Genomic DNA, 7,970 nt, shown 5'->3' on the forward strand with positions numbered 1-7,970 from the left:
CCGCGACCGCCGATGTGGTCAATCGCGAGCTCGCGTCGATTACCGACAACCCGATCGTCGCCGGCACGCCGGAAGCGCCGCGCGTTTATTCGCAGGCGCATGCGGTGGGGGCGTCGATTGCTCTCGCGATGGACAGCCTCGCCACCGCGATCGCGCAAGTTGCGGCGATGGCCGAGCGGCGCCTCGACCGCCTCGTCAATCCACTCGTGAGCGGTTTGCCGGCGTTTCTCGCGGAGCCGGGCGGCACCTGTTCCGGCTTCATGATCGCGCAGTACACGGCGGCCTCGCTGGTCGCGCAGAACCGGCGGCTGGCGATGCCCGCGTCGCTCGATGGCGGGATTACGTCCGGCCTGCAGGAAGACCATTTGTGCCATGCCACGCCCGCTGCGCTGAAAGCGTTGGAGATTATCGACAACGCCGGGCGCATCGTCGCGATCGAATTGCTGGCGGCGGCGCAGGCCTACGATCTGCAGAGCGTCGATGCACCGCGCGCCCCGCACACGGACGCACTCTGGCAGCGCGTGCGCCGCGTCGTGCCGACCTATCGTGACGACCGCCCGCTCGCGGACGACATGGCGGTCGCGTTTCGCATGATCGCCGATGGAATGCCGCCACCGCTGCCAAACCCGGGTAAGATTCGGCCCGGGCCGGATGCTTCAATCGACGGCGCGGGTTTCGCCGCATGGGCGAGCGTGACGAGCCTTGCTGCCGCGGGAATGCTCGGCGCCGACCCGGCGGCCAACGATGGCCGGGCGGCTGCCCACGCAGGCTGACGAACCACCCATGAGGTCGACGTGAACACTATTACAAACACAAACGCGCAAACCGCGGACACGCGGGACCGCCCAGCCCGCACCCAGGAGACGCCCGCCAAGGCGATGCCCGCCTACGAGCAGATCAAGCGCTACGTGATCCGGCGCATCAGCGAGGGGGACTGGAAGCCGGGCGGCCTGATCCCGTCGGAAACGGAACTGGTCAAGGAGTTTGGCGTCGCGCGCATGACGGTATCGCGCGCGCTGCGTGAACTCACCACCGAACGCGTGCTGACACGCGTGCAAGGTTCCGGTACCTTCGTCGCGCCGCAGCGCTACGAATCGACGGTATTGGAAATCCGCAATATCGCCGACGAAATCGCGGCGCGCGGCCATCGTCATTCAGCGCGCGTGCTGACGCTCGAACCGAGCGACGATCCGCACGCGCTCGAAGCGCTCGGCCTCGCCAGCGGCCCCGCGTTTCATTCGTGCATCGTGCACAGCGAGGAGGGCGAGCCGATCCAGTACGAAGATCGCTACGTCAATCCGAAAGTGTTCCCCGACTATCTGCAACAGGACTTCACCGTCGAGACGCCGAATCACTACATGGTGCGGCTCGCGCCGATCCAGCGCGCGGAGTTTCGTATCTATGCGCAAAAGCCCGACGCGTATGTGCGGCGGCATCTGATGATGGATATCGGCGAGCCTTGCTTGCAGCTATGGCGCCGCACATGGGTTGGTGAGGATGTCGCGACGTCGGTGCAGCTGTGGCATCCGGCATCGCGTTTTCATCTGGCCGGCAACGTGTGAGCGGCAACGCGCGGGGGAGGGCACGGGCGCGGCTTGCGCGCCGGCCTGGCCACTAGCCCTGGCGCTGCGCCAGATCTGGCGTGAAGCGGCAACCCAGCCGATACCGCGAGCCCGGATGCACGAAACGCGCGAACGTGACCGCCACACCGCTCGTCCACGTGCGGCGCATCAGCGTCAGGCACGGCTCGTCGGCGCTAATTTCCAGCCACTCGGCTTCGGCGCGCGTCGGCAAACCGGCGTCGACGACATGCTCGACGTCGTGCGCCGGCACGGTCTCGAACAGATACTCGGACGGCCTCGTGGTGGAGAAATCCTGCTTGAGAAACTCCGGCGCCGTGACCGGATTGACGTAGCGGTCTTCGAGCTGCACCGGCAAGCCGTTCTCGCGATGCACGCAAATCACATGGAATACGGACGCGCCGGGCGCCAGCCCTAACGCGTTCGACACCGTCACCGGCGCGGTTTCGCGTTGCGAGAGCACGGTGTCGTAGCGGTATTCGTGACCGCGCGAGCGGATCTCGTCGCCGATATGGGCGATCATCAGCAGCGTGGATTGCGGCCTGGTTTGCGCGACAAAGGTGCCGACGCCGGACACGCGAGTGACGAGACCTTCATCGGCGAGTTCGCGCAGTGCGCGATTCACTGTCATGCGTGACACGCCTAACGTCGCCACCAGGTCCAGTTCGGACGGCAGGCGATCGCCCGCTTGCCGCGCGCCCGATTCGATGATCCGGCGGATGTGGTGCTTGACCTGTTCGTAGCGGGCGGCCGGTGCGTCGGTCGCCGCGCGCGCGGTTTTCATCGCCGCGGCGGGCGCGGTCATACCGGCTCCGCATCCTCAGGACCGCGTGCCCAGAAAGCATTGCGGTCGAAGTAGTTCTGCAGGAACTGCCGCAAGCGCGGCTGCCCGGCATCGTGAAACACTTCGCGCGGCTTGCCTTGCACGGCGATGCGCCCCTGGTCGATGAACATCACCTTGTCGGCGACCTGCGCGGCAAAGCCCATTTCGTGCGTGACGACGGCCATCGTCATGCCGTCCCGCGCGAGCTGCTTCATCACCTGCAGCACTTCGCCGACCAGCTCGGGGTCGAGCGCCGAGGTCGGCTCGTCGAACAGCATGAGGTGCGGCTCCATCGCCAGCGCACGTGCAATCGCAACGCGCTGCTGCTGGCCGCCCGAGAGTTTCGACGGGTAGGCGTCGCCTTTGTGCGCAAGGCCGACGGTGTCCAGCATCGCATTGGCGCGGCGGCGCGCTTCGTCACGCGACATCTGGCGCACGCGCAGCAAGGCTTCCATTACGTTGCCGAGCGCCGTCATGTGCGGCCACAGATTGAACTGCTGAAACACCATGCCGACATTGCGCCGCACACGATTGATCTCGCTTTGCGACGCTCGCACGCGTTTTCCATTGCGCTCGCTATAACCGAGCAGTTCGCCTTCTATGCGCACGTCCCCATGATCGTAGGTTTCGAGCGCGGCGAGGCAGCGCAGCAGTGTGCTCTTGCCCGAGCCCGACGGGCCGATGATGCAGACTACTTCGGAGCGGGCGATCTCGAGATCGACGCCGCGCAGCACTTCGACGTCGCCAAAGCGTTTGCGCAGGTCGCGCACTTCGATCAGCGGCGCGCCGGGTGGCGTATCGAAAGCAGCGGGGGACGTGGAGGACGGCATGTCGGCGATAGCGTTCATAAAATGGTCCGGATTCCGTTCATGCCATGAAGCGCGCGATGCGGGTTTCGGCCCACATCCCCACGCGCGAAGTCAGTTCGACCAGCGCGAGGTAGCACACGCACAGCACCAGCAGCGTCTCGACGAAAGCAAAGGTGGCCGAGCCGATGCCGGTCAGCACGAACGTGAGTTCCGGCACGGTGACGATCGACAGCACCGCGGTTTCCTTGCTCAGCACGATGATCAGATTGGTCAGCGCGGGCACGATCAGCACCAGCATCTGCGGCACCTGAATGCGCAGGACGGCCTGCCAGCGAGTGAGTCCGAGACAGGACGCCGCTTCGAGATGGCCCGGCGGCACCGATTGAAAACCCGAGCGGAAGGCTTCGGCAAAATACGCGCTGCCGTAGAGGCCTAAGCCGAGCACGCCGGCCGTCATCGGTTCGAGCGTGAGGCCGAAGGAAGGGCCGCCGTAGTACAGCAAAAACAGTTGCACGAGAAACGGCGTGCCGCGAAACAGTTCGATATAAAAGCGCAATATGCCGCGCACCCAGCGTCCGCAAAAGAGCTGCAGCACGGCGATCAGAAAGCCTATCAGCATGCCGATCGCCACCCCGGCGGCCCAGCTGCCGAGCGTGGTCGCCAGACCGGCGGCGATGGGCTGCAGGTTGTGGGTGATGACGGCGGGGTCGAGCTTTTGCATGGCTGGGTCGATCTCGAGCTCAGGGGCGCTCAGGCGTGCTGCAAACGATATTCGGCCGCATGCGCGACGAGCGCCAACGTGCCGCAGATCACGAAGTAAATCAGCCCGGCGGCAAGATAGGCTTCGAGCGGCCGATAGGTGCTGGCCGCAATGTTCTGCGCAGTACGCGTCAACTCGGCGACCCCCACTACGGAGATCAGCGACGAAGCCTTGATCAGCAGCACCATTTCATTGACGAGCGAGGGCAGCGTCAAGCGAAACGCCTGCGGCACCAGAATGCGCCGCAGCATATCGAACGGTGAAAGTCCGAGCATGCGCGCGGCTTCGATCTGACCCGGCGGAATACTGAGGAAGCCGCCACGCAGAATCTCGGCGATATACGAAGCGGAACACAGCGACACGGCGCTCAATGCCGCGACGATCGGCGACACGTTGATTCCCGCGAACGGCAGCAGGTAGTACACCAGCAGCAGTTGCACCAGCATCGGCACGCCGCGAAAGAAGAACACGTAGGCGCCGCCGAACATGCGCGCCGCGCGCTTCGGGGACAGGCGTGCCGCACACACGCCGATCGCGACGAAGAAGCCGATGACAAGCCCCGCCAGTGAAATGCCGATGGTGGCGAGCGCCGCATGCAGCAGCAGCGGCAAGCCCTGGAGAAAGACGGTTGTGCTGAACATAAGATGCATCCGGCCGTTCTTGCCGCGAGCCCTCAATAGTTCGGCGCGGGCATCGTGGTCGGCGCATCCATCGCGACGCCGAACCACTTTTTCTGCAAGGTCGCGAGGCGCCCGTCGTTGTGCATTTTCACGAGCGCGGCGTTGAACGCGTCAGCGAGCGGCTTGCTGTCCGCGTCTTTGCGCAGACAGTAAGCAAAGTACACTTTCGCGCCGAACGGCGGCTGCACCACGGCGAAGGTTTCGGGGCGTTGCTTGGCCACATACGCGATATTGGTCATCGAGTTCGCGACCGCGGCGATGCGGCCGGCGGCGAGATCGGCATAAGCCTGATTGTTGTCGACGTATTCGCGGATTTCAGGCGGTTTCGGCAAGGTGGCGACGTAGGCCTTCAACTGGTCGAGTTGAGCCGAGCCTTTGCCCGCGCCGACCGTTTTGCCGACGATATCCGACGATTGCTTGACGGAGGTGTCGTTGGCGCGCTTGAGCAGCGCGTCGGTGGCGTCCGCCACCGGCAGGGTGTACGTGTAGCGCTCCATGCGCGCCTTGGTGACCGTCAGCGGGCCGCCCACCATATCGAACTTGCCGGCTTCGAGACCCGGCAGCACGCTTGGCCACGGCAAGTCGATAAAGCGCACCTTCACGCCCATTTCCTTGCCGACCTCGGCGAACAGGTCCTTATTGAAGCCCGCTTGCTGGCCGTTTTCAAGGAAGTCGAAGGGCGCGAACTGCATCTCGGTGCCGACCACCAGTTCGCCTGCTTTTTTCACTTTGGCGAGCTGGTCTTCCGCATGGGCGGTGACGCTTGCCGCGCACAACGCCAGCATGACCAAACGACACTTCCAGCCTGCAAGGATGCTCATGGGATTCTCCGGTTGGCAAAGCGGTGTCGCGCGCAAGCGATTCGGCGGCGGGCCCGGCGCGAGTCATGCGAGGCAGTATATACCGCAGTTTTCGCGCGAAATAAATAATCGCGCGAGTAGAGAAAAGCCCTTACGTGAAGCACCGGCAAGCCACTTGCGAGTGCGCTTTTGGCGGTATATACAAGTGGGACGAAGGAGGCATGCGAGCTTGTCGCGCGTGGTTTGCAAGCCCCGGTTTGCAAGCCGGGATTGGCGAGCCTCATTCATCAGTTGAACCGGCAAAACCTTCCAGGGAGCACTGCAATGGCCGTGACCCGCATTCCGATCATCGATCTCGCCGGCGTTCGCGCGGGCGATCCCCAGGCGGTGACGCGCGTGGCGCACGAAATCCGCGAAGCATGCACGACGATCGGCTTCTTCTACATCGTCAATCATGGCGTGCCGCAAGCAGCGATCGACGCAGCCGAACAGGCGGCACGCCGGTTCTTTGCGTTTCCGGTGGAGACGAAGCGGCGCGCGGCGGTCAATCAAAGGCATCGAGGTTTCAATGCGCTTGGCGACGCCACCATGTATCAGGCCACGCGCCCCGACTACAAGGAGTTCTTCAGCATCGGCCTCGAATTGCCGGAGGACGATCCCGATGTGCTCGCCGGGCAGGCGCTGCGCGGGCCGAACAACTGGCCGGATTTCATGCCGGAACTGCGGCCCGCGCTTTATGGCTACTACGAAGCGCTCGCCGCGTGCGGGGCCGATCTGCTGCGGGCTGTGGCGCTAAGTCTTGGCGTCGACGAGCTGTTCTTCGCGCCGCGTTATACGAAGCGGATGCAGCGCACGCAGATGGTCTACTATCCGCCGCAACCGCCCCAGTCGGACGCCGATCAGTTCGGTGTCGCGCCCCATACCGACTACGGTTGCATTACCTTGCTGTGGCAGGACCAGGTGGGCGGCTTGCAGGTGCGTGAGATCGCCAACGATACGTGGGTCGATGCGCCGCCTGTCGAAGGCAGCTTCGTGGTGAATGTCGGCGATTTGCTGGCGCGCTGGACCAATGATCGCTTTCGCTCCACCTTGCATCGCGTGATCAATGCTTCGGGGCGCGAGCGCTATTCGATCGCGACGTTCTATGATCCCACTTACGGTGCGATGGTCGACCCGCGTGAGCTCGGGACGAGCGACGCGGACCTCAAGTACCAACCGGTCGCCGCAGGTGACTATATTCTCGGGCGAATCAACGATTCGATGGGGTATCGGAAGAAGGCGGCCGTTGCAGGCACGCAAGGAACTACTGCATGACAGATAACAGTTTTGAAAACGGCGCGACAGGCAATGTAGGCGGCAATGTACGCAGCAATGCAATCGGTAGCGCGGGCACAGCCACAGGCAATAACGCACGCAGCAGCGCGACCCCGAGTGCAGCACCGCTTTCCGCAACACTCGCAGCGCTGCGCGACGCGCTCGGCGACGACGCGGTGCGGGTCGGCGAGCAGATCGGCGAACGCGCGATGACCGACTGGACCCGTCACGATCCGACGCGTCCCGCCGCTTTACTCTTACCTCGCAGCACGGCGGAAGTCTCGCGCGCGCTGGCCATCTGCCATGATGCGCATCAAGCGGTGGTGCCGCAGGGCGGCATGACCGGTCTCGCTGGCGGCGCGATCGCGCGCGCCACCGATATCGCGCTGTCGCTCGAACGGCTCACCGGCGTCGAGGAAATCGACCCCGCCTCGGCCACCTTGACCGTACGCGCCGGCACCACGTTGCAAACCGCGCAGGAAGCCGCAGCCGAAGCGGGCTTCGAACTCGCGCTCGATCTCGGGGCACGCGGCTCGTGTCAGATCGGCGGCAATCTGGCGACCAACGCAGGCGGCAATCGCGTGATCCAGTCAGGCACCGCGCGCGACCAGGTACTTGGCCTCGAAGTGGTGCTCGCCAATGGCGACGTGCTGACTTCGCTCGGCAAGATGGTCAAGAACAATACGGGCTACGACCTGAAGCACTGGTTCATCGGCTCGGAAGGCACACTCGGCGTGATCACGCGCGCGGTGCTGCGGCTCCATCCGCAACGCGCGGCGCGTCACACGGCGCTCGTCGCACTCGACGGTTACGACGCCGCCGTGGGCCTGCTGCGCAGTCTGTCGACGCGCTTTGGCAACGACATCGGCGCGTTTGAAATCATGTGGCCGGATTTCTACGATTTCGGCGTGAAGCTGACCGGCACGCGCGCGCCGTTCGCGGCGTCGCACCCGCTCTATGCGCTGATCGAACACGCGAGTTTCGACGCCGGCGACAACGGCGAACGCTTCTCCGCCGCACTGACCGACGCACTCGACTCGGCAGCGATTCGCGACGCGGTGATCGCGCAATCGGTGGCCGACGTACGCGCGTTATGGGCGATTCGCGAATGCACCGCTGAATTTCCGGTGCGGCTCGACGCGATCAACTTCGACGTGAGCTTGCCGATCAGCGAGATCGGTGCTTTCGTCGACCGTTGCCGCGC

General features: G+C 64.5%; 9 protein-coding genes. 4 read left to right on the plus strand and 5 right to left on the minus strand.

Features of this window, described 5'->3' with window-relative positions; genetic code table 11:
• Together QOC89_RS19680 and hutC (QOC89_RS19685) are read left to right on the plus strand one after the other, a co-directional pair.
• Window positions 1-773 (plus strand): aromatic amino acid lyase (locus QOC89_RS19680; RefSeq protein ID WP_323046552.1); only part of this gene is annotated, 773 nt, incomplete at its 5' end.
• A 105-nt stretch (window positions 774-878) separates the two neighbouring features.
• Entirely contained in the window at window positions 879-1,562 is a 684-nt protein-coding gene (hutC, locus tag QOC89_RS19685) for a histidine utilization repressor (RefSeq protein ID WP_172175895.1), read from the plus strand.
• Window positions 1,563-1,614: 52 nt separating this feature from the next.
• Here the strand turns inward: hutC (QOC89_RS19685) and hutC (QOC89_RS19690) are convergent, their stop codons facing one another.
• The 5 genes from hutC (QOC89_RS19690) to QOC89_RS19710 are packed head-to-tail and all read right to left on the minus strand — an operon-like array spanning window position 1,615 to window position 5,473.
• Window positions 1,615-2,385 carry a histidine utilization repressor gene (gene hutC / locus QOC89_RS19690; RefSeq protein ID WP_323046553.1) on the minus strand — a complete coding sequence of 257 codons (771 nt, stop codon included), beginning with the start codon at window positions 2,383-2,385 and terminating at the stop codon, window positions 1,615-1,617.
• Window positions 2,382-3,251 (minus strand): amino acid ABC transporter ATP-binding protein, encoded by an 870-nt coding sequence (locus tag QOC89_RS19695; RefSeq protein ID WP_323046554.1) that lies wholly within the window; start codon window positions 3,249-3,251, stop codon window positions 2,382-2,384. The genes hutC (QOC89_RS19690) and QOC89_RS19695 overlap by 4 nt, the downstream gene beginning before the upstream one ends.
• 19 nt (window positions 3,252-3,270) lie before the next feature.
• A complete protein-coding gene (locus tag QOC89_RS19700; protein WP_323046555.1) occupies window positions 3,271-3,933 on the minus strand; it encodes an amino acid ABC transporter permease in 663 nt (220 codons plus the stop codon).
• 29 nt (window positions 3,934-3,962) lie between these two features.
• Entirely contained in the window at window positions 3,963-4,613 is a 651-nt protein-coding gene (locus QOC89_RS19705; RefSeq protein WP_323046556.1) for an amino acid ABC transporter permease, read from the minus strand.
• Between the two features lie 32 nt (window positions 4,614-4,645).
• The gene (locus tag QOC89_RS19710) at window positions 4,646-5,473 is read right to left on the minus strand and encodes a transporter substrate-binding domain-containing protein (RefSeq protein ID WP_323046557.1); all 828 of its coding nucleotides are present in this window, start codon (window positions 5,471-5,473) and stop codon (window positions 4,646-4,648) included.
• 303 nt (window positions 5,474-5,776) lie between these two features.
• Between QOC89_RS19710 and QOC89_RS19715 the strand changes: the two genes are divergently transcribed.
• Both QOC89_RS19715 and QOC89_RS19720 read left to right on the plus strand, forming a co-directional pair.
• Window positions 5,777-6,766, plus strand: coding sequence for an isopenicillin N synthase family dioxygenase (locus tag QOC89_RS19715; RefSeq protein WP_323046558.1), 990 nt, complete (start codon window positions 5,777-5,779; stop codon window positions 6,764-6,766).
• The coding region (locus QOC89_RS19720) for an FAD-binding oxidoreductase (protein WP_323046559.1) at window positions 6,763-7,970 on the plus strand (1,208 nt) is incomplete at its 3' end. The genes QOC89_RS19715 and QOC89_RS19720, both read left to right, overlap by 4 nt.

The organism is Paraburkholderia sp. (assembly GCF_034668105.1).
Taxonomy (GTDB): domain Bacteria; phylum Pseudomonadota; class Gammaproteobacteria; order Burkholderiales; family Burkholderiaceae; genus Paraburkholderia.

Coding starts and splice junctions, on each gene's coding strand:
- hutC (WP_172175895.1), top strand. CDS start 879: ATGCCCGCCTACGAGCAGATCAAGCGCTACGTGATCCGGCGCATCAGC.
- hutC (WP_323046553.1), bottom strand. CDS start 2,385: ATGACCGCGCCCGCCGCGGCGATGAAAACCGCGCGCGCGGCGACCGAC.
- QOC89_RS19695 (WP_323046554.1), bottom strand. CDS start 3,251: ATGAACGCTATCGCCGACATGCCGTCCTCCACGTCCCCCGCTGCTTTC.
- QOC89_RS19700 (WP_323046555.1), bottom strand. CDS start 3,933: ATGCAAAAGCTCGACCCCGCCGTCATCACCCACAACCTGCAGCCCATC.
- QOC89_RS19705 (WP_323046556.1), bottom strand. CDS start 4,613: ATGTTCAGCACAACCGTCTTTCTCCAGGGCTTGCCGCTGCTGCTGCAT.
- QOC89_RS19710 (WP_323046557.1), bottom strand. CDS start 5,473: ATGAGCATCCTTGCAGGCTGGAAGTGTCGTTTGGTCATGCTGGCGTTG.
- QOC89_RS19715 (WP_323046558.1), top strand. CDS start 5,777: ATGGCCGTGACCCGCATTCCGATCATCGATCTCGCCGGCGTTCGCGCG.